The organism is Bacillus sp. TH19 (assembly GCF_016651075.1).
Lineage (GTDB): Bacteria > Bacillota > Bacilli > Bacillales > Bacillaceae_G > Bacillus_A > Bacillus_A mycoides.
Genome location: NZ_JAEKEO010000010.1, coordinates 247646 through 267250, shown reverse-complemented (window position 1 = coordinate 267250; position 19605 = coordinate 247646). Strand labels below are relative to the sequence as shown.

The 19605-nt window shown below is 34.8% G+C and carries 16 protein-coding genes and 1 pseudogene; 4 read left to right on the top strand and 13 right to left on the bottom strand.

The window, feature by feature from the left end:
* Window positions 1-50: 50 nt before the first annotated feature.
* Window positions 51-1514: a HAMP domain-containing sensor histidine kinase gene (locus JFU54_RS19105; protein ID WP_201065873.1), complete on the top strand. Its 1464-nt coding sequence runs from the start codon at window positions 51-53 to the stop codon at window positions 1512-1514.
* Window positions 1515-1657: 143 nt separating this feature from the next.
* Window positions 1658-2170, top strand: coding sequence for a GNAT family N-acetyltransferase (locus tag JFU54_RS19100; protein ID WP_002029700.1), 513 nt, complete (start codon window positions 1658-1660; stop codon window positions 2168-2170).
* A 34-nt stretch (window positions 2171-2204) separates the two neighbouring features.
* Here the strand turns inward: JFU54_RS19100 and pdxR are convergent, their stop codons facing one another.
* Window positions 2205-3605, bottom strand: a complete 1401-nt coding sequence (gene pdxR / locus JFU54_RS19095; RefSeq protein ID WP_002167076.1) for a MocR-like pyridoxine biosynthesis transcription factor PdxR — start codon at window positions 3603-3605, stop codon at window positions 2205-2207.
* Between the two features lie 120 nt (window positions 3606-3725).
* Between pdxR and JFU54_RS19090 the strand changes: the two genes are divergently transcribed.
* On the top strand, window positions 3726-4652 hold the full coding sequence (locus tag JFU54_RS19090) for a DMT family transporter (RefSeq protein WP_002091048.1): 927 nt from the start codon (window positions 3726-3728) through the stop codon (window positions 4650-4652).
* Window positions 4653-4918: 266 nt separating this feature from the next.
* Window positions 4919-5443 (top strand): DUF4871 domain-containing protein, encoded by a 525-nt coding sequence (locus JFU54_RS19085; RefSeq protein WP_002167075.1) that lies wholly within the window; start codon window positions 4919-4921, stop codon window positions 5441-5443.
* A gap of 293 nt (window positions 5444-5736) precedes the next feature.
* On the opposite strand, the gene JFU54_RS19080 is transcribed toward JFU54_RS19085, so the two are convergent.
* The 12 genes and pseudogenes from JFU54_RS19080 to JFU54_RS19030 all read right to left on the bottom strand — a co-directional run bounded on the left by JFU54_RS19080 (window position 5737) and on the right by JFU54_RS19030 (window position 19600).
* Entirely contained in the window at window positions 5737-6939 is a 1203-nt protein-coding gene (locus JFU54_RS19080; protein ID WP_002167074.1) for an NAD(P)-dependent malic enzyme, read from the bottom strand.
* 59 nt (window positions 6940-6998) lie between these two features.
* A complete protein-coding gene (locus JFU54_RS19075) occupies window positions 6999-8345 on the bottom strand; it encodes a 2-hydroxycarboxylate transporter family protein (protein WP_002167073.1) in 1347 nt (448 codons plus the stop codon).
* Window positions 8346-8467: 122 nt separating this feature from the next.
* A complete protein-coding gene (locus JFU54_RS19070) occupies window positions 8468-9175 on the bottom strand; it encodes a response regulator (protein WP_002063727.1) in 708 nt (235 codons plus the stop codon).
* A gap of 2 nt (window positions 9176-9177) precedes the next feature.
* Window positions 9178-10782 carry a sensor histidine kinase gene (locus JFU54_RS19065; RefSeq protein WP_201065871.1) on the bottom strand — a complete coding sequence of 535 codons (1605 nt, stop codon included), beginning with the start codon at window positions 10780-10782 and terminating at the stop codon, window positions 9178-9180.
* 78 nt (window positions 10783-10860) lie between these two features.
* On the bottom strand, window positions 10861-11679 hold the full coding sequence (locus tag JFU54_RS30490; protein WP_434088031.1) for a methyl-accepting chemotaxis protein: 819 nt from the start codon (window positions 11677-11679) through the stop codon (window positions 10861-10863).
* 120 nt (window positions 11680-11799) lie between these two features.
* A pseudogene (locus JFU54_RS30485) lies at window positions 11800-12702 on the bottom strand (HAMP domain-containing protein); the annotation flags it as partial.
* A gap of 436 nt (window positions 12703-13138) precedes the next feature.
* Window positions 13139-13867: a C39 family peptidase gene (locus tag JFU54_RS19055; RefSeq protein WP_033730989.1), complete on the bottom strand. Its 729-nt coding sequence runs from the start codon at window positions 13865-13867 to the stop codon at window positions 13139-13141.
* A gap of 43 nt (window positions 13868-13910) precedes the next feature.
* Window positions 13911-14732, bottom strand: coding sequence for a hypothetical protein (locus JFU54_RS19050; RefSeq protein ID WP_033708233.1), 822 nt, complete (start codon window positions 14730-14732; stop codon window positions 13911-13913).
* A 233-nt stretch (window positions 14733-14965) separates the two neighbouring features.
* Window positions 14966-16204: a sensor histidine kinase gene (locus tag JFU54_RS19045; protein ID WP_201065863.1), complete on the bottom strand. Its 1239-nt coding sequence runs from the start codon at window positions 16202-16204 to the stop codon at window positions 14966-14968.
* A gap of 11 nt (window positions 16205-16215) precedes the next feature.
* Window positions 16216-16887, bottom strand: coding sequence for a response regulator transcription factor (locus JFU54_RS19040; protein WP_002091066.1), 672 nt, complete (start codon window positions 16885-16887; stop codon window positions 16216-16218).
* A 212-nt stretch (window positions 16888-17099) separates the two neighbouring features.
* Window positions 17100-17804: a metallophosphoesterase family protein gene (locus tag JFU54_RS19035; RefSeq protein WP_016093375.1), complete on the bottom strand. Its 705-nt coding sequence runs from the start codon at window positions 17802-17804 to the stop codon at window positions 17100-17102.
* Window positions 17805-18223: 419 nt separating this feature from the next.
* Entirely contained in the window at window positions 18224-19600 is a 1377-nt protein-coding gene (locus JFU54_RS19030) for an ABC transporter substrate-binding protein (RefSeq protein ID WP_002029681.1), read from the bottom strand.
* Window positions 19601-19605: the final 5 nt, after the last annotated feature.

Here is a 19605-nt window from a genome sequence, read left to right as displayed (position 1 = left end):
ACCCCACTGATTAAAGTTTCACTCTATATGAAATAAGGTATGGTGAGAAAATGAGCAAACTTTCCCTTAAAGTTGGGACATACTTTTTAATATTAGCTTTATGTATTGAGACAATCGCTTTCGTATCTTTTTATAAGAACCTTTCAAACATACGCATTGAAGAGGAAACTCTTGCTCTTTTAGAGAAAGGAAATCGCTATAGTAAAATGATTAAAAACCGCGCGAAGTGGGGTGCATATTCTAAAGAAAAGAAACTCACAGAAAGCGCTGAACACAGTAAACGGCCTAAACGTGCTGTGTACCCCGAGTTTGATATCAACACTGCGGCTGAACACTTAGTTGAATCAGAATTAATTGCTAACTCTGATATAGCTATCATTATAACAGACAATAACGGCAAAATTATTTCTACCTCAGAACCCGTAACGAAAGAAATGCAAAAACAACTTACTTGTAAAACAGAGACTATCCCAGAAGGTGGATTAATCGTTGAAAAAAACTGGAAAAAATCAAAATTCATCTCAACAGTAAGCCCGCTGGAAATTCAAGAATTTCAAGGTAAGTTATATATGTTATTAAAGACATCTTTCTTAGAAAATATGTTACTTAAACTCATGAATCAATTTCTTATCATTAGTGTTTTGACAATTATTTTAACTACTATTTCTGTCTTTGTTTTTTCTCGTGTTATTACAGAACCGCTTATAAAAATGAAGCGGGCGACAGAAAAAATGTCGAAATTAAATAAGCCGATTCAATTAGGAATTAAACGAAATGATGAACTTGGAAGCTTAGCAAAAACGATTGAAGATTTATCTAGTGAACTTACGTATATGAAAAAAGAACGAAACGAATTTCTCGCTAGTGTAGCGCATGAATTACTAACCCCATTAACCTATATGAAAGGTTATGCAAAGGTAGCAAAAAGAGATTCTCTAACGAAAGAAGAACGTGAAGAATACTTACAAATCATTGAAGACGAAACGGATAGTGTAACTGATCTCGTACAAGATTTATTTATGCTCGTACAATTAGAGCAACATCAATTCGTTATTAAAAAACAAAAAATGCTCCTGAGGCCATTTTTAGAACGCATGGTTGAAAAAACAAAAACAACATTAACGAACAAACAAATGCAAATTCATGTATACTGTAAAAATGATTTAGAAGTTTGTATAGATGAAAGGCGTATGGAACAAGTGATGTTAAATTTATTGCATAATGCTTATCAACATTCGCTAGAAAACACTTCTATAACAATACGTGTACTAGCCAGTGCGAATACTTTTACAATAAGTATACAAGATGAAGGTGAAGGTATTCCTGAAGAAGATATCCCACACATTTTCGATCGCTTTTATCGTGTCGATAAATCTAGAACACGAGCTACAGGTGGAAAAGGTATCGGGCTGGCTGTTGCAAAAGAAATTGTAGAACTTCATAATGGTTCTATTGAAGTTAAAAGCGAAGTAGAAGTCGGAACAGAATTTATAATTGAATTACCATTTGAATAATATATGCGTAAAATCACCAGTAGTCAACACTACTGGTGCTATTTTATTTATAAAACCAACTATTATAAGCTAAGCTTTTGAAATTATTCTTATTTCAATATAAAATATAGGTATAACTGTCAAAGATTTGGAGGGTGATACAATTGGATATCCATGTATTAACAAAAGACGAAGCAGAAATTTACTTAGAACTTCGAGTAGAAGGATTAAAACAAAATCCGGAAGCTTTCAGCTCTTCTTATGAAGATATTATTAATAAAGAGTGTGCTATTGAATATAAAGCCCAAAAATTAGCACAAGATGAGAACTATACACTAGGTGCATTTAAAGATGGCACTTTAATCGGAGTTGCAACACTGGAAACGAAACCATATGTAAAACAAGAACATAAAGCAAAAATCGGTTCAGTATACGTGTCTCCAAAAGCACGCGGACTTGGAGCGGGAAAAGCACTTATTAAAGAATGTCTTGAGCTTGCTAAATCTTTAGAAGTAGAGCAAGTTATGCTTGATGTTGTTGTCGGAAACGATGGTGCAAAAAAACTTTATGAGTCATTAGGCTTTAAAACATTTGGCGTGCAAGAACGTTCATTAAAATATAACGGACAATATTGGGATGAAGAGCATATGGTTCTTTTCCTAGATGAAGAAAAATAATAAAAAAACATCCTCCATTTATGAGGATGTTTTTTTACTTTCTTGTAAACCATGCTGTATATAATAATTGAATGGCCTCTTCAATTTCTTCCTCTAATAAAGTCGCAAATCCAAGCAATACTGTACTTTTGGGAGAAGTCCCTTCCTTATAATATATCGAAGCAGGATACACTTTAATACTCCTTTCAGCTGCAGCTTCCATTAATTCTTTCTCTTCCATCCCATTATGCACTTTTAATAAAATATGTAGGCCGGAATCTTCCCCTATTACTTCAATGCGATTAGAAAAATATTTTTCTAATACCGAAACAAGACGGTCTCTCTTCTTTCGGTACACAACACGCATTTTATGAATATGTTTTTCCCAATGCCCGTCATTTAAAAATTTCCTAATGATCTCTTGATCCATTCTTGAAACGCTTTGTGTGTAAAATAAATATTGCTCCTGATACTGCTTAATGAGCGGTTTTGGCAACACCATATAACTCATTCGTAATGATGGCAATAGCGCTTTAGACAGCGTCCCCATATAAATTACTTTCCCATCTCTATCTAACCCTTGCAGCGCTGGAATCGGCTTTCCTGAATAACGGAATTCACTATCATAATCATCTTCAATAATATATCTTCCTTCATCTTTTTTTGACCATTGTAAGAGCTGCATCCTTCTCGTAATCGGCATAATCATCCCATATGGAAACTGATGAGAAGGTGTAACAAACACAATATTAGCTGAACTATTTTCTAACTCTGAAATACAAATACCATCTTTATCTAAAGATAACATTTGAACATTTTGTTCACCCTGCTCGAAAACAACCATCTTTCGGTGGTAGCCTGGATTTTCAACTGCATAACCACTTCCTTTTAACAATTGAAATAACAACTTCACTAATATTTGCGTACCAGCTCCGATTACAATTTGACTAGCCGAACATCGCACACCTCTTGATTCATATATATAGCTCGCTATTTCTTCACGCAAGCTCACTTCACCTTGTGGATGTCCAAGAAAAAGTAATTCTTTATTCTCTAATTGCCATACCTCGTTCGTAATTTTTCGATATACATGAAACGGAAAAGTATTAGTATCCACACCCGTTTGAGTGAAATCAAATTTATACTCCTTATCTTGAAAAGGTGCTTCTCCTATTACCTCTTCGCTGCCTTCCACATGAATCATTTGCTCGATTTCACATACAAAATAACCTTTTCTAGAAATCGACTCAATATATCCTTCGGCAAGAAGTTGCTCATAAGCAGCTTCAACTGTATTTTTACTCACTTGTAAATATGTCGCCAGCTTCCTCTTAGCCGGTAATTTCGTAAGGGCCGAAATCGTTCCATCTTTAATCTCTTTTTTTATATATTCATACAATTGTACATACAATGCCGTCTTACTATTTGCATTCAAATTAGGCGTTAATTCTAACACAATAACTGACCCCTTTCAAAAACACATAACTGATACTTTTTACAGTATCAGAAGTTCTATATAATTCCTTTTATCATGTAACGCATTAATAATCAAATACTAGAGAGGAGATGCATGATAATGAACAAAAGTAGACGTATTGGACTCATTATGATTATTACAGGAGCCACATTATGGGGATTATCTGGACCGATGATTCAATGGCTATTTCAACATACGAACGTATCATCACTTGATTTTTTAACAATTCGCTTGTTGCTTGCAGGAATATTTATTTTGTCTTTCTTACTAATAAAGAAACAAAACATATTTCAAATTTGGAAACACCCTAGACATTCTATACAGCTTATTATTTTCTCTATTCTTGGCATGCTTGGTGCGCAGTATGCTTTTATCGAAACAGTTCATATTAGTAATGCGGTCACAGCAACACTCTTTCAATTTCTAGGCCCTGTTCTTATTACAATGTATGTTGCATTTGAGCAAAGAAAATTCCCTGCTTCTATGCAAATACTCGCAATTATAACTGCGCTAACAGGAACATACTTTATTATTACAAATGGCTCAATCGAAAATATTGTTTTATCTAAAGCAGCCATTATTTTCGGACTATTAACGGCAATAGGATTTGCATTTTATACCCTTCATCCAGCTTCTCTCATTAAAGAATGCGGAACAACTGTAGTAATTGGCTGGGGGATGTCAATTGGAGGGATTGCACTGCTTATTTGTAATCGTTCTTTTGGATGGAATCAGATTTCGCAAACTTTCACACTTCAAACTTTTTCTATGCTTATTCTTATCATTATAAGCGGCACTCTTTCTTTCCTTCTTTATATCGGTAGTCTTAAATATTTAGCAGCAACAGAAACAAGTATTTTATCTAGCATTGAACCACTTGTAGCTGCCATCGTTTCAATCGCTTGGCTTAATGAGTCTTTTGGAGCATATCAATTATTAGGCGGAGTATGTATTGTTCTTTCTGTTATTTTCTTAACAATGCCTCAAAAAGAGAGAGAACCAACCTTTTCAACTGAACAAATATAAAGTGAAACTTTAATCAGTGGGGAGGTTCCATCCCCCACTGATTATTAGTTGAACCAATCGGGCTTTTACGGGCAGCCCGACTCCCACCTAACTTCCTCGCATTCGCCGAATTTCGAGGTGGGAGTCTTACTGCCCGCAAATAGCGGGATAGAAAATGTCAAAAGAGGTCGTACAAAACTTACGACCTCTTTTTATGATTTAAAGGAATTGTCCCGCCTGCTAGCAAATACAATTACACTAACAATAAAAATTAGGAGTGTGGCACCATGAAAAAAATCGGAACTATGCTACTTTTCTCCTTCCTCATTACTGGCTGCGCGCAAATGCAACCCGATTCAAATGTACCTAAAAAAGAAGTACTAGAAACATCATCCTCTCAAATTAACGCACCTTCCTTTTTTCACCTTAGTGTCTTAAAAGATGTAAATTGGGAAGAAGCACCATCATTCGTAGAAGGAAAAATACCGTTAAAAGGCATTGAAAGAAAAATTGCAATGGCTGATAGCTCTATTATCGCAAATGAGCAAAATGAAATAATGTGGTTCTTCCTGGATCCTGAAATGCCAACTGGAAAACTATCTATTATTGCGTTAAAACAAGGAACTACAACTCCAACACCAGTACTCTTTCAAAAAGAAACCTCCAAACAAACTTGGACTACTTCAAATACAGTCGATACAACCGTAAAGGAACTCCCTCTCGTAATGTCACTACCTTCATCTGGATTATGGGTATTAAACATATATGTGAATGAAAGATATTATGATCAATTTGTAATCAATGCCGAATAAAGTGACAAAACTGAAACACTTCCTTACAACAATGTAATTTCTACGTCACGTACTTCGATAGGTGGATTATCTCTCTTCTCTTATACTTAAAGTAAGAAATGACGCGAGGAGAGATGAGAGATGAAAAAAATGATAGAAGTGATCGTAGCAATAACTGAGGTTTTAATAAATGGTAAACAAGTTGCAATGGAGTTAAATAAATAATGAAAGGGGCTTGAATAAATTTACACTTCTTCATTATTTTGATTTCTTATCTCAAAAAAAGCAGTGCCTTTTTAAGGCGCTGCTTTTGACTATTTATAACTTGGCATTTTCGTAATTTGTGCCACACCTGAATCAATGGCTGCTTTCGCTACTACTTCTGCAACACTTGGAACAACTCTTTTATCTAATGGATTTGGAATTACATAATTCGCATTACGCTCTTCGTCCGTAATTATGTTAGCGATCCCATATGCTGCTGCTAATTTCATCTCTTCTGTAATATCAGTCGCGCGTACGTCTAATGCACCACGGAATATACCAGGGAACGCTAATACATTATTTACTTGATTTGAATAATCAGAACGACCAGTTCCAACTACAGCAGCTCCAGCTTCTAATGCATCTTCTGGGAATATTTCTGGAATTGGATTCGCCATTGCAAACACAATCGCTTTCTCATTCATCGTCTGTACAAGTTCTTTCGTTAATACGTTAGGAGCAGATACGCCAATGAAAATATCAGCCTGATGAATCGCTTCTTTTAATGTTCCACGCACATATTCACGATTTGTCTTCTTTGAAACTTCGATTTGTGCTTCGTTCATCCATGTTTCACCTTCACAAACAATACCTTCTAAGCTAACTAACGTAATATGTTTTGCGCCAGCTTTTAATAATAATTTCCCAATTGCAATTCCTGCCGAACCCGCACCGTTAATAACAATTTTCACATCATCCATTTGCTTACTTACAACTTTTAATGCATTAATAACGGCTGCTAAAACGACAATAGCCGTCCCATGCTGATCATCATGAAATACAGGAATATTCGTTTCTTCTTTTAATCGTCTTTCAATTTCAAAGCAACGTGGTGCTGCAATATCTTCTAAATTAATTCCTGCAAATGTAGGCTCTAAATTTTTAACAAGGGTAACGATTTCATCCACATCAGTCGTCCCTAAACATAACGGGAAAGCATCTACATTCGCAAATTTCTTAAATAAAATACTTTTCCCTTCCATAACAGGCATAGCCGCTTTCGGTCCAATATTCCCTAAACCAAGTACTGCAGTTCCATCTGAAACAACTGCAACCATATTACCACGTGCTGTATAGTCATAAGCTGTTTCCTCATCTGCCGCAATTGCTTTACAAGACTCTGCTACCCCCGGTGTATAAGTCAAACTTAAATCGTCCGCTGTATTCACTTCTACTTTACTTGTAATTTCAATTTTCCCTACTAACTCTTTATGCAATAACAATGATCTTTCATTAATTTGTTTTTCTAACATACTTATAATCTCCCCTTAATTTGACAAGCTAGCTATATGAATATAGCTAGCTTGTTTGATCATGAAAACATTTTTAATAAAATTGTCGCTGTTACGACCATTGCAGCCCCACCTAAACGCGTTGAAATTTGTGCGAACGGCATTAATTCCATACGATTTGAAGCTGATAAAATAGCAACATCTCCAGTTCCACCTAAACCGCTATGACATCCAGTTACAATCGCTGATTCAACTGGATACATTTTCATCACTTTTCCTATAAGAAAACCTGACGCTACCATTGTAAGAACAACCGATGCACAAACAACAACATATCCTACAGAAAGAACTGCCGCTACGTCTTTTAACGGAATATATAGCAATCCTAAACCGACCATTAGCGGCCAAGTTAAATTCTTTGAAATAAATTTATATAAATGGAATGCTCCTTGTTCCATTTTTGCTGGCATTAATTTAAAGTATTTCACAAGTGCCGCTGAGAAAATCATAATGATTGCTCCTGGAATACCGATGAACTTAGAAGCAAATCCTCCAAAGATGAAGAACGTACACGCAATTAATAAACCTGCTCCCATTAATGAGAAGTCAATTGGCTTCTCTGTATTTTGTTCTTTTAATAACTCTGCTTGATTATCTGTTTTCACTAATACACCGTTACCACTAAGCTCAGGTCTCTTCTCACCTAAACGCTTCATATACCCTGCACTCACGATTGCAAACATATTCCCAATAATAGCTGCCGGAATAAGCTGTGATACAAACGTTGCTGATGATTCATTTAAAATATCACTATAAGCTAGCGACAATGGTAAAATCCCTTCTCCGATACCACCACTCACAATTGGTACGATGATAAAGAAAAATGTCTGCTTCATTTCAAATCCAAATAGTGAACCGACTAATAAGCCCACTGCTACAGAAGCTAACGTCCCTACTACTAAAGGAATAAACATACGAACGAAACCTTGTACTAATACTTTACGGTTCATTCCTAAAATACTTCCAACTACTAAACAAGAAATATATAAATATAAAAAGTTCGATTTTTTCATTAACATGGTCGCAGCTTCCATTGAAGCTGGATTCATCCAGTTAAAAAATACAAGTAACGATGGAATAAATAATGAGAGAATTGCTGGACCACCGATATTTTTTAATATTGGAATTCTCATCCCAATGTCACCTAAGAAAATACCCATGATCATAATAACTGCAAAACCACCAATCATATCTGCTGGTAATTTATTATATACAGATGCTCCATAAATAATAGCAGCCAATACTACGTATAACGGTAAAGGTATAACACCGATTTTAACGTTCATAATTTTAGAAGCGAAAGATTCACTTTTCAATTCATTGCCTTCAGAAAATGATACCGCTTCCACATTCTTTTGAATTCCCATATGGCACCCCCTTGTTTTCTTAATAACAATATTAAAACGCTTTCAATAGTAAAAATAGTTTTTGTAAGTTTTGTAATTGATTTTGTAATTAAAAAAAGTATAAGCGACCTATAATAAGTCGCTTATACGTAAAAGTCTATTTTATTCCGGTCAATACACCTTAATTTACTCACCGGTCTTCCCACATTTTGATACACCATTTCATTCTCTAATACTCCGATTTCAGTCAAAAACATTACATACTTTCGAATAGAAACTCTCGAAACCCCTACTAATTGCGCCATTTCATCAGTTGTAAATGCTTGTCCATTAAGCGATGCGATTTTCTGCCAAATGAGTTGCAATGTTTGCTTTGTTAATCCTTTCGGAAGCTCTTTAGTGACAGTTGGCTCTCTTCTTTCTTTTTGCAAAATTAATGAATCTAATTCCGATTGACTAATTTTTTGTTGTTCTTTCATGAAAGTAAATTTTTCTCGATATACAGTTAACGCCTCTTTAAATCGTTCAAATGTAAAGGGTTTAATTAAATAATCTACAACCCCGTATTGTAATGCTTTTTTGATACTTCCCATATCATGCACAGCTGAAATCATCATAATATCAATTTCTTTTTCTTGATTTCGAATATACATTAACAGCTCAAATCCAGTCTCCTCAGGCATAAAAATATCAAGTAATATGAAGTCTACCCGTGACTTCTCTAATACTTCTATCGCTTCTTTAACTGAGTTAACTGCATGAACAAGTTCAAATCCTCCCACTTGCTCTAAATAATGTGTATTTAACATTGCCACCATCGGATCATCTTCTACAATTAAAACTTTAATCATCTTTACCTCTCATCCCTACTATTAGGTATTTCAATTGTTATCGTTGTTCCTTCTCCTACCAATGAATGAATATGAATTTCCCCATTTATTCGCTTTATACTTTCTTTTACAAGATACAAACCATAACCGCGATTATCTCCCTTTGTGGAATAACCTTTTGTAAATAATGCATCCATCTCCTCTTCTTGTATACCTTTCCCCGCATCTTGTACTGTAATAGTTAATGTGTCTGTGTCCCCATACTGTATACCAACTTCAACTTGCTTCTTTTTACAATTCGCTACCGCATCTAACGCATTATCAATTAAGTTTCCGACAATCGTAATAAGTTCATGAATCATACTTTCATCATATATTTCTGGTAAATAAGAGCCTTCACTTATAATTAACTTTATATTTTTCTCTCTAGCATAGCTAAGTTTACCTAATAAAAAACCAGCAAATACTGGGCTTTGAATTTTTTTCATAATCCCCCCAATTTCATATTGATGCTCTGATACCATACTACTTACATATTTCTGCAATTCTTCATACTGTTTCATATGTGTTAGCCCTAATACGACATGCATTTTATTCATAAATTCATGAGATTGTGCCCGTAATGCTTCCGCATATAGCCTAATACCAGTTAATTCTTCTGCCAATTTTCTGATTTCTGTTTTATCACGAAATGTTGCAATCGCACCAACTATTTCTCCTTTTACATATAAAGGAACACGATTCGTAACAATCGTAATCCCATAAATTTTTTGTTCTTCGTTTAATTGTACCTCTCCTGTTTGCAACACTTCTTTTATACGTGAATTCGGCATATACAATTCAACATCTTTACCAATAAAGTCTTCTTCAAGTCCACTTTTCTTAAATAGCCGTTTTGCTTCATTATTAATTAACGTTACTTTCGCTTCTTTATCTACAGCAATAATACCTTCTTTCACCGAAAGCAACATCGTATTTCTTTCTTCAAGAATTTTTGCTATCCTATGCGGCTCAAGACCAAATAAACTTTTCTTTATATGTCTAGCTAGCAATATTGCTCCTATAATCCCAACTAATACTCCAACTCCGACACCAATATAAATAATATGTCTACTTTGCTTAACTCTTTCTTTTACATTATCTGCTGAAATACCGACAGCTACTGCTCCAAGCTGTTCACCTGTTTCAGAAAATATTGGTACAAACACTCGCATTGAAATACCTAAAGTTCCTTCTGCTAGCGATACATGTTCCTTCCCTTTCAATGCAGGTCCTTCATCTCCCCCAATAAAATGATGACCTATTTTTTGAGGATTTGGATGAGATTTTCTTATTCCATCCATATCCATAACTACAATAAATTGAACACCTGTATTTTTTAATATCCTATTTGTATACGTTTGGATTGCTGAAGTATCTGCTTTCCCAATCAAACCATTGATTACAACTGAATCATTCGCCACAATATGTGCAATTGTTTTCGCTTTCTCTGCCTGGCTATCCTCCGTTGTCCGCTCTACATTATGACTAATTAATATATCTGTAACAAGTAAAGAAAAAATTACAACCGTACAAACTAACAATGTAATCGTTTTCCATAAATTCCATAGTCTTTTTCTTTTTTTCATCCCGTTAATGACTCCCCTAATTACTGAATATAAAAATAAGTAAGGTGATATTATTTTCACCTTACTTATTTGCTGTTATTATACTTTAAATTTACTAGTCATTGCTTGTAGTTCTTCGGCCATCTCAGCTAAGTTTTGCGAAGCCGAACTAATTTCTTCCATCGAATTTACTTGTTCTTCTGTTGAAGCTGCAACACTTTGCATACTAGCTGTATTTTCTTCTGCCGCCGCTGCAATTTCATCAATAGCATTTGTTACTTCGTTTGCATCTCCAGCTATACTCTTCGTTGTTTCTACCATTTGATTAACTTGAGAAACAATATGAGTAGTAGAACTTAAAATTTCTGTAAAACTTACTTTCGTTTTTGTTACAACATCTAAGCCTTGTTGAACTTCCCCACTCACATTATCCATTGCCTTAACAGTATGTTCAATATCAGCCTTAATTTCCGTAATTAAATTCGCGATTTCTCCGGATGACTCTCCTGATTGCTCTGCTAACTTTCTTACTTCATCTGCTACAATAGCAAAGCCTCGGCCCTGTTCCCCTGCTCTTGCCGCTTCAATAGCTGCATTTAAAGCTAATAAGTTCGTTTGAGTAGCAATGTTTTGAATTGCTTCAGAAATAGCTCCTACCTGCTTTGATTTCTCATCAAGAAGTTTAATAATAGCATCTGACTCGGATACCGACCTAGAAATAGACTGCATTTGTTTTGCGGTTTGTTCAACTAAATCTTCTCCCTCTTCAGCTCTTTCTCGCGCATGTAATGAGGAAATAGAAATTGACTCTGCGCTTCCAGTTACATCTTGAATTGCTGTATTTACTTGTTGTAATGTAGCCGCGCCTTCTTCAACACCTTGGCTTTGTGATTCAGCCCCACCTGATACTTGTTCCATTGCAATTGTAATTTGATCTGTCGCATCATTCGCTTGCTGTACGCTCGCTGTTAACTCTTCTGCCGATGCTGCAACATGTTCTGCTGAAAAGCTAATTTGGGTGATCACATCTTGTAAAGACGTAGACATTTCATTAAATGCATTCCCTAGTTTCCCTATATCATCCTTGGAATGGATTGTAATTTTTTCTGTTAAATCTCCCTTACTAATTTTATGTGCCGATTCAGCTATTTGTCGTAATGGCCTTGTAATAGAATTTGTAATGAAATAAATTAATACACTACCAAATGCAATAGCGATAGCTATGACAATCAAAGTCTTATAAAACACTGGACTGGCAGCTTGCATAATTTCTTCGTCAAACATAACTCCAACTATTTTCCATCCTGTTTTCTCATTTGTTGTAAAGATTAAATTCTTTTTATCATCTTGTTCTGTATAAGATACATTTCCTTGTTTGTCTTCATAAATTGGTTTAATCCAAGGATCAGTAACCTTTGAACCTGGCTTTCTAGACGGATGACTAACAATTTGCTTATTTTGATCTAAAATAACTGCATAGCCTTTTTCACCAATATTAATCATTTTTGAAACCTTGAGGATGTTATCCAAATTCAAGTTAATACCTATAACACCTTTACCATCTTTTACTTCTTTAGCAATTGTCACTACCATATTTTTTGTAGATGCTGATTGATACGGTGCAGTAACAATTACCTTTCCTTTATTTTCATGCGCTTCTTTATACCATGATCTATCTGTTGGGTTATAGCCATCAGACATTTGAATAAATGGTTCTCTTATAAACTTACCCGTCTGCGTTCCAATATAAATACCTTCTACTTCTGGATGAAGCTTTATATATTGTGCTAACTTCGTTCTTACTATTTCTTCTTGTCCATTTGGATATGTATCCTCTGTTAAGATGTCTGAAAAGTACGTCGCATCAACAAATTTCTCTTCTATATTTTGAGAAATAACAGTATTTAAAACTGAAATATTCTCCTTTGCTTTATCGGTCATTTGATGTTCAAAATTTGTTTTGGCAGTTTGATATGAAACACCACCGATAATAAGTCCTGGTATAGTTAAAATAATAAAAAATGAAATGATTAATTTTTTCTTGATACTCATACTTTTAACCCAGTTAAATATATTTTGCATAATAAGCCTCCTTTATGTAATAGAACACTTGTGTAATTTTATACAATCAACATGTATAAAACAATATATAATGATAACATGTAATTTTTTCGTCAATTATGCATTTTTACATATCCACTTCTCCTAAACATTTTAATCCTAAAAAATAAGAGAACTTTAGCATATATAATAAGCTAAAGTTCTCTTATTTCTTAACAGCTTCTCTTCAAAAAAAAATCTGCAAAACTTCTCTTACAATTCCTTAAATCTTTATCCTTCATCTTATAGTTATATAGTTCATGCTCTTCTTCCTAATTTATTTGGAGTTATTTACATAGCTAATTGCCTGACTCCCCATCTGCACCCATGCCTGTTCAAAGTTTCCTCTTGGCACTTTTACATCTAAGCTATCATCGAGGGGATCTCGAATATATACAGATTCCTTATCGTACCCAACAAGTACAACACAATGTTCATTATACGTAATAGAAACATCCCCACTATTTGTTTCCCATGTAGTAAATTCATCTTCATCTAAAGGAGCATATGTTGCATTCGTAATCATGACTACCGGGTGCCCTGCTTTTACACTCTTATAAATTTCTTCTATACTCTTCCCTGTTAAGTCCACAGCTTTATTCGGTAAATATTTTTTTGCTAACTGAAAAAGTGGTCCGTGATATACACCGTATCCGGATTCAGAAAAGGTATAAATATTCCCTACAAATCCTTCATTCGGATTCCCACGTACACCATCTTCCATAAAATTAACTTTTTTTATTTCATTTGCTAATTTCATCTTATCTACAGAAACACCTGCGTATTGTAACATCATCGCTAAACTTGTTACTTCGCAGCCTCTATCTAACTCTGGTAATTGCTGAATTAAAGGCACATTTGATAACATGACTTTTTCATCGTTATTACTAAACTCTATTCGTTTTTGACTTTGTACACTTGAAAATAGTACCCCCTTTACTTTCTCCACATACTTTGTAATTCCATTTGTATATGCACCCCATACCCCTATACATAGTAAGGCCATACATATATACCACTTCCATTTTCGTATCACTCTCACGCCCTTTTTAATTCGTTAAATACGAATAAAACGCATCAGCATCTGTTTGAACCATAGGAACAAACTTAAGCTCTTTTCCCTTTTCAGGTTGTTCAAGATTTATCTTCTCCGCTAAATCTTGAATCTTCAAATTCGTTCTATCCATACCTAGCTCATCTGCTATTTCTATTACCTTTTGCTCATTTATTTCTCTTAATACTTGATATATATCTTTGCCATATAAATCAATATGATATTTTTTTGCTTCTTCCTGTACTTTTTGTTCGTACACTTCTTGTGCTAACTCTTCCATCTCTTTTCCTTGTTGAGCAATACCTAGCTTTTCTGCTTCTTCTCTAACTTTCGTTCCGTAGATTTCTTCCTCAATCTCTTCTATTTCTTTTCCTTCAGTTGAAACACCAAGCTTTTCTGCTTCATTATTAATTTTAATCTTATTAATTTGATCAATTAAACTTACAATCGACGTATTCTCTATAGATATTCCTAGTTTCAACGCTTCTTTCCTCACTTTTGTTTCATAAATTTCTTCTGAAAGAATTCCAACATCTTTCCCTTCTGCCGAGATACCTAATTGATTAGCTTCTCTTCCTACTTCCGTCTCATGAATTTCTTTTTCTAACGTAATTTGTTCTTTCCCATCCGTTTCAATGCCTAACTTTTCCGCTTTTTCTTCCGTATGCATTGCATGTATTTTCCCATCATTTAATTGTTCTTTACTACGCTGCGTGTAATCTGTCTTTCCTTTTGTCATTCCAGAAGGGGAGGCACCCCCTAATATACTTAAACTCATTACTCCAATAGTGAATACCGTCATCATTTTCTTTTTCAAGACTTCTTCCTCCCTCTCACGCTTTCTTTTTCCAGCTTTCCCATAATTTTTTTTTATACTATACATAAACTTCATCTCTGTTAGAAATAACCTTATGATTTATCCAGTTCATTCAAAAAAACTTACATCTTTTCTTTCCATCACAAGTTTCCATTATGTAATACATGCTACAAGTTATTCCTTAACTTTCCCTTAAAAAAGACGACCTTGTAAAAACAAGGTCGTCTTCTCACTTATAATCTTTGATTTTTTGGGAAAATCACTTCAAAACAAGTTCCTTCTCCCCATTTGCTCTCTACCGATATTTTTCCATAATGCTTTTCTACAATCCAATTAGCGATTGAAAGACCTAACCCAGCTCCTTCTGACATACTTCTTGCTTTGTCTCCTTGATAAAAACGATCAAATAAATTTGGAATATCTTCTTCTTTAACTCCTATCCCATTATCTTTCACCCGTATACGAATTGAATTACTCGTTTGTGTGCAATCAATTTGAATCTGCCCATCTTCATTCGTATACTTCATCGCATTATCTAACAATATGACCATCATTTGATGGATTCTCTCTCTATCACCCATAAACGTTATATCACGTTCTACTTTTAATATCATCGCTTTTTCTTGATAAGAGGCAATTTCTTTATATGGATTTATAATTTCTTCTAACAACTTATCCAGTTCAAATGTTTTCTTATCCATCTCAATTTGATTAGAATCCGAACGTGCTAACAACAATAAATTGCTAACGAGTTTCGATAGCCGCCTACATTCTTTTGAAATTGTAGAGATATCCACGGCTTTTTCTTCTATCGTAGCGGATGGGGACTGGAATAATACATCCGTTTTTGATTGAATAACTGCAAGCGGTGTTCTTAATTCATGTGATGCATCGGAAACGAATTGCTGCTGTTTCTCCCATGAATTTTGAATAGGTATGAGTGCCCTGCCAGCTAGGAAAAAACCGATACCTATTGCACATAGACTGCCTATGCTACAACCTATTATGAGAATTAAAAATAAAGTATTTAGCATTTCTTCTTCAGCTGTTGTATCACGTACAATTTGAACTATTTTTCCATCTTCTTGAAACGCAAACGTTCTAAAATATCGTCCTTGCACTTCAATATCTTGCAAATCCCCTACCTTTTTTGGAGAAAACTTTTCCAAATCCCCTTCAAAGTTAGAGCGAAATTTATGGTTATCGCCTTCTATCTCCACTATTTTTCCATTCCAAGTTATTATAGTTATCCGTGGGTCTCGAATTTTGATATTCTCTATACGTTTTCTTGGTGGTGGCATTTTAACATCAAATTTTTCTCTATACTGAGTTATCATTTTTATAGATTGATCCACTTCATTATAAGTACGCTTGTATGTGTACGAATAAATAATACTACCTAATACACCTATTAATAGGATAAATACTAACGAATTCAATATAGTTAGACGAATACGTGTCTTTTGAAACATGCTTCCCTTTCTCATTGTTCTTTTAATATATATCCAATACCACGAACGGTTTGAATATCTTTCTGATAACCGAATGGTTCTAATTTTTTACGTAAATGATGTACATACACTTCTACAATTGCTACTGTCGTATCAGAATCAAATCCCCAAACACGATCAAAAATTTGTTCACGCATTAAAATCTTCCCGCTATTTTGAATGAGATACTCTAGTAGCTCATATTGTTTTAATGTCAGCTTAATACCTTGTCCATCTACTTGAATGTCTTTATCTTTTCCGAACAATTCAATCCCTTTATAGCGAATGGTCTGCTGTGTTGTTAAACTACCACTTCTGCGTAGTAATGCACGAATTCTCGCTTTTAATTCAGGGGCCTGAAACGGTTTAACAATATAATCATCTCCACCAAAGTCCAATCCTTTCACTCGATCTTCTAAAGAATCCCTCGCTGTCAAAAACAGGACTGGCGTTTCAATCTTTTCATCACGTATTTTTTGAATCACTTCAAATCCGTCCATTTCTGGCATCATCACATCAAGCAAAATTGCATCATAAATGTTTTGCAGCGCCAAAAACAAGCCGTCTTCCCCATTCATTGCCGTATCCACTTCAAATTCATCACGTAAAATTTGTACGATAGACTCTAATAACGAGGCATTATCTTCTACTACAAGTAAGCGCATATTCTCACCTTCCACAATCTATTTCAACTCTCTTTATTATTGCATCTCTTCTCTTCATAACGAAATAATGTAATCATATTATGTAATTTCATTTTCAACTATTTCCTTCTAAAGTTTTGCTCGATATAAAATTTTGAACCTTTATTATAAAGGCTCTTTCTTAAATTTTGCTTAATAAAAAATTGAAAGAAATAAGATTCCTCTTATCTCTTTCAATTTTTTACTACATATACCTTTTTACTTGGCAACTCCAAACAATTTAACTGACCACCATACACAGCCCCACCATCAATTCCAATAATACGATTACTACCAAAATACACTCCGCAATTCTCACTACCATGAAGCATTTTTGTTTCCGTATGGCCAAATACAACAACCTTTTCGCCGCTATATCCATTATGAAATTCATTACGGATCCACATTAATGTATATGGTTCAGATTCAGAAACTCGGTTCATCGGCTCAACACCAGCATGTACAAAGATATACTCTTCTGTTTCAATGTAATGATCTAATTCTTGAATAAACGTTACATGTTCCTCTAATATATGAGATTGTAAAATCGGTTTTTGGAAGTTTTCCTCATTAACCGCAATGTCTTCTTCTACAAATCCATAGCTATATAACGTTTTATCTCCACCATTCCTTTTTACCCAATGGTTCCATGAACGTTCCTCATCAGTCGTTAACGCCTTGATCATCATATCTTCATGATTGCCCTTTAGAACGAGGGCTCCCGCTTCTTTTAACTCTTTTACCTTTTCAATTACTGCACGCGCATTTGGACCACGATCTACATAATCCCCTAATAAAATCAATTGATCCTGTCTTGCATCGTATTGAGCTTCTTCCAATAACTGTTCGAACTTTTCTATTTCTCCATGAATATCACTAATAACAAGTATTCTCTTCATTTCTTCCCCTTCTTTCTAAACCATTCTCTTTCTAATTATAGATTAAAACGACAGAAATTTCTGAATCATAATCCGAAATAGCATTTATTACAAATAAAACTATTATCCTTACAACAATGTAAGTCTCTTGTCATCCAATTCGATGGTTGCAATTACTGCATTTCCTTATACTAAAAGTAAGAAATGAAACAAAAAACAAGGAGAGATGAGATATGAAAAAAGTGATGGAAGTTGTAGTAGCGGTGGCAGAGGTTTTCGTAAATGGGAAACAAGTTGCAATGGAGTTAAACAAATAATGAAAAAGACAAAATTCATTCTAGACCCTTTACTCATATAAACGAGATAAGACTTCATCATTTCTTTGATCCCTTATCTCCCAATAAAGAAAGCCGCATCCTGAAAAAGGATGCGGCTTTCTCTTATTTTTGACTCGTACGAGCTGAAATACTAATTGCTCTATCTGTTGCTTTTGCAGCTTCATCTAAAGCTTCTTTACTATTCTTTCCGTCATACATTGCTTCTAATGCTTTTACAACTGCATCTCTTGATTCTGGGAATACACTAATTAATGCCCCTTGAGTTGCTGGAGATTGCTTCGTTGCTTGTAATTGCTCTACCGTTACTTTTAACTGCGGATACTTTTCATACTGCTCTTTTACTAACGGCTCATTATATGCATCTGGATTAATTGAGAAATATCCTGTTGCAGTATGCCATTTTGCTTGTACATCTGGCTTCGTTAAATATTTCATAAAGTCCCAAGCACCTTGCTGCGTTTCTTCTGAAACCATATTCGTCATCCATAATGATGCACCGCCAATAACAACACCATTTTGTTTCGAATCTTCTGGATACGGAATATACGAAACGCCTACATTAAACTTAGATGCATCAATTAAATCACGAACACCAGCTGAAGAATCTAAATACATAGCAACTTGTCCAGACTGGAACGCAGCACGAATATCATCCCAACTTGCTCCATACTTTCCAAGTGCACCAGCTTTATTTAATTCATCTAACATCCCAAATACTTTTTGACCTTCTTTTCCGTTAAATACCGCTTTCTTTGCAGCATCTTTACGGCCATTTTCGTTGTCTACATATAAAGCACCTTGTGTCGCTAACAACTCTTCAAAGAACCAACCATAATTCAGCATTGAAAATCCATACTGCTTTACATTTCCGCCTTCTTTAATCGTTAACTTTTTCGCCGCTTCTTTTAACTCATCATATGTTTGCGGAGCTTTCTCTGGATCTAATCCAGCCTTCGCGAAAGCATCCTTATTATAAATTAATACTGGTGTAGATGAATTAAACGGCATAGAATACATTTTTTCATCAACTGAATAATAGTTCGTAATTGCTTTTTCTAATTTTGATGTATCGTACTTATCTTTTTTAATCCAGCTATCGATAGGCGTAATCTTTTTGCTATCAATCATATACTTCGTTGTAATTTCACTCGATTGAACAAGAGCTGGCGCTTCTTTCGTTGCAGACATCGTTTTAAATTTCGTTAAAGACTCTTCGTATGTTCCTTGGAACTCTGCCTTTATCTCGTATTTATTCTGCGACTTATTATAGTCTGCAACAAGCCCATCTAGTACACCTTGTGTTTTTCCACCCATTGCATGCCAGAAACGAATTACAGTTTTATCACCATTCTTTTCAACTGGAGCTACTTTTGCCTGTGCTTCAGGTTTCCCCTCTGTTTTACTATTTGAACAAGCTGCGCCGGTTAATGCCATTGTGGCTGCCATTAAAAGAGCAGCACTTTTTTTCAATAAACTCATCTCAA

Bases quoted from the DNA above. Each gene is read 5' to 3' on its own strand.
- JFU54_RS19090 (WP_002091048.1), top strand. From the start codon at position 3,726: ATGAACAAAAGTAGACGTATTGGACTCATTATGATTATTACAGGAGCC.
- JFU54_RS19075 (WP_002167073.1), bottom strand. From the start codon at position 8,345: ATGGGAATTCAAAAGAATGTGGAAGCGGTATCATTTTCTGAAGGCAAT.
- JFU54_RS19070 (WP_002063727.1), bottom strand. From the start codon at position 9,175: ATGATTAAAGTTTTAATTGTAGAAGATGATCCGATGGTGGCAATGTTA.
- JFU54_RS19035 (WP_016093375.1), bottom strand. From the start codon at position 17,804: ATGAAGAGAATACTTGTTATTAGTGATATTCATGGAGAAATAGAAAAG.
- JFU54_RS30490 (WP_434088031.1), bottom strand. From the start codon at position 11,679: ATGGAACAAGTATCAGGTGGGGCTGAATCACAAAGCCAAGGTGTTGAA.
- JFU54_RS19030 (WP_002029681.1), bottom strand. From the start codon at position 19,600: ATGAGTTTATTGAAAAAAAGTGCTGCTCTTTTAATGGCAGCCACAATG.
- JFU54_RS19105 (WP_201065873.1), top strand. From the start codon at position 51: ATGAGCAAACTTTCCCTTAAAGTTGGGACATACTTTTTAATATTAGCT.
- JFU54_RS19045 (WP_201065863.1), bottom strand. From the start codon at position 16,204: ATGTTTCAAAAGACACGTATTCGTCTAACTATATTGAATTCGTTAGTA.
- JFU54_RS19080 (WP_002167074.1), bottom strand. From the start codon at position 6,939: ATGTTAGAAAAACAAATTAATGAAAGATCATTGTTATTGCATAAAGAG.
- JFU54_RS19040 (WP_002091066.1), bottom strand. From the start codon at position 16,887: ATGCGCTTACTTGTAGTAGAAGATAATGCCTCGTTATTAGAGTCTATC.
- JFU54_RS19055 (WP_033730989.1), bottom strand. From the start codon at position 13,867: ATGGCCTTACTATGTATAGGGGTATGGGGTGCATATACAAATGGAATT.
- JFU54_RS19085 (WP_002167075.1), top strand. From the start codon at position 4,919: ATGAAAAAAATCGGAACTATGCTACTTTTCTCCTTCCTCATTACTGGC.
- JFU54_RS19065 (WP_201065871.1), bottom strand. From the start codon at position 10,782: ATGAAAAAAAGAAAAAGACTATGGAATTTATGGAAAACGATTACATTG.